The following is a 2,003-nucleotide window of genomic DNA, read 5'->3' as shown; positions in this document are numbered from 1 at the left end:
CCTCCTGGACCGGTCACCCCGCCGGCCCCCGACGGCCCCCGCCGGGCGTCCGCCGGACGTGACGGGGGTATGGCCCCGAAACCCGCGCCCGAACCGCGCCGTGGCCGCCTTCAGAGCAACATTTGAGCTTCCGGGCGGATCCCTCGGCCGGACCCCGCCGGAACGGCCGGCCCGGTCACAACCGGTCCAGGAGGTCCACCGCCATGGCGCGGGCGCGCCGCAGGCGACCGCTGTCGCCCTCCAGGCCGGCGCGTGCCGTCGCGCCCTCCAGGAGGAACGCCAGGTGCTCCGCCGTGGCGTGAGCGGCGCCGGGACGTCCGGGCAGCAGTTCCGCGAGGTGGTCGGCCATCAGGCGCTCCACCTCCTCCTTGTGCCGGCGCACCAGTGCCCGCCCCTCGTCCCCGGCGGGCATCTCCGCGGCGGCGTTGAGCAGCCCGCACCCGCGGAAACCGTTCCCGCCGACGGAGTCCGCGCTGTCGACGTAGGTGTCGAAGACGGCCAGCACGCCGTCGCGGGGGCCCTCGGCCCGCTCGAGGCGCGAACGGTACCGCGCCAGCCACTCCTCGTGCCGGGCGCCCAGGTAGGCCCGGACGAGATCTGCCTTGGAGGAGAAGTTGTTGTACAGGCTCATCTTCGCCACACCGGCCTCGGCGGTGATCGTGTCGATGCCGGTCGCCGTCACCCCGTCGCCGTAGAAACGCCGCGCCGCGGCGGCCAGGAGACGCTCCCGGGCCGGCCGCCGCCTCCCGGCGCCCGGTTCCCGATCCCGCTCGCTCATCACACACCCCGTTTCACATGGGTAGACCGGTCTACCCAGACTAAGGGCCGGGTGAAGGCCGGACCGCACCCGCCGAGCCGTGGCCCCCTCCGCCGTCAGCGACCCGAGGAAGGCACGATGACCCTTCTGACCGACAGCCTCGTCGTGGACGGAGTGCGCCTGGCCCTCCGGGACCGCGGCCGGGGCGAGCCCGTGGTCTTCCTCCACGGCACCCCCTCGCACTCCTACGAGTGGCGCGACGTCGTACCGCACATCGAGGCGGACGGCTTCCGGACGATCACCTACGACCTGCTGGGATACGGCCGCTCCGAGCGGCCGGTGGACCGCGACACGTCGGTCGCCGCCCAGACGGACCTCCTGGGACACCTTCTCGACGCGCTGGGCCTCGACCGGGTCGGCATCGTCGGCCACGACATCGGCGGCGCCGTCGGCCAGCGCTTCGCCGTCGCCCACCCCGGGCGGGTGCGGCGGCTGATGCTCATCGACTCCGTCAGCTACGACTCGTGGCCCTCCCCGACCTGGCGGAGGATCATCGACGAGGAACTGGACGACCTCCCGGGCATGTCGCAGGACGCGTTCGACGCGCTGCTGACCCGGCAGCTCGAGATGACCGTCGCCGACGCTTCGCTCATGACGGGAGACGTCCTCCGGGCGTACCTGGCCCCCCACCGGTCGGCGTCGGGCCGCGCCTCCTTCTTCGAGCACCAGGTGCGCCACTACGACTCGAGGTACACCGAGGAGATCGGCGACGGACTCGGACGCCTGACCATGCCCGTCCGCATCCTGTGGGGCGAGGAGGACCGGTGGCAGCCCCTCCACTACGCGAAGCGGCTCCGCGACGACATCCCCGGCGCCGAACTCGTCGTCGTCCCTGGGGCCGGCCACTTCCTCATGGAGGACGCCCCCGGACGTGTCGTCCGCGAGATCCGCGACTTCCTCACCGTCCCGCCCCGGTGACCGCACTCCGGTGACGCCCCGGCACGGTCGTCCGTCCGGACGCGTCCCAACGGCGGCCGTGCACGGGAAGGCCCGGCGCGAAGCGGGCCACCGCGGCCGCCGGCCGTTCCCGGCCGGGGCGCCGTCCGGACACCGGCCGGGAGGCCATCGCGACCTCGGCCACAACCGGCACGACGTCCTCCAGGACGGCACGGGCCCCCGGACCCGTCGCCGGGCAGGGCCCGCTCGAGCGGGTTCCGCGGGACCGGGCCGGCGGCGTCGCGGTCAC

At 74.2% G+C, this 2,003-nt stretch carries 2 protein-coding genes; one reads left to right on the top strand and one right to left on the bottom strand.

The window, feature by feature from the left end; genetic code table 11:
- Positions 1 to 175: 175 nt before the first annotated feature.
- Positions 176 to 778: a TetR/AcrR family transcriptional regulator gene (locus AOK18_RS23105; protein ID WP_055695584.1), complete on the bottom strand. Its 603-nt coding sequence runs from the start codon at positions 776 to 778 to the stop codon at positions 176 to 178.
- Between the two features lie 117 nt (positions 779 to 895).
- On the opposite strand from AOK18_RS23105, the gene AOK18_RS23100 reads away from it, so the two are divergent.
- Positions 896 to 1,735 carry an alpha/beta fold hydrolase gene (locus AOK18_RS23100; RefSeq protein WP_055695583.1) on the top strand — a complete coding sequence of 280 codons (840 nt, stop codon included), beginning with the start codon at positions 896 to 898 and terminating at the stop codon, positions 1,733 to 1,735.
- The last annotated feature ends 268 nt before the right edge of the window (positions 1,736 to 2,003 follow it).

The organism is Streptomyces prasinopilosus, assembly GCF_001419695.1.
Classification (GTDB): domain Bacteria; phylum Actinomycetota; class Actinomycetes; order Streptomycetales; family Streptomycetaceae; genus Streptomyces; species Streptomyces prasinopilosus.
This window is presented reverse-complemented; position numbering and strand designations above follow the sequence as displayed.

Coding starts and splice junctions, on each gene's coding strand:
- AOK18_RS23105 (WP_055695584.1), bottom strand. CDS start 778: ATGAGCGAGCGGGATCGGGAACCGGGCGCCGGGAGGCGGCGGCCGGCC.
- AOK18_RS23100 (WP_055695583.1), top strand. CDS start 896: ATGACCCTTCTGACCGACAGCCTCGTCGTGGACGGAGTGCGCCTGGCC.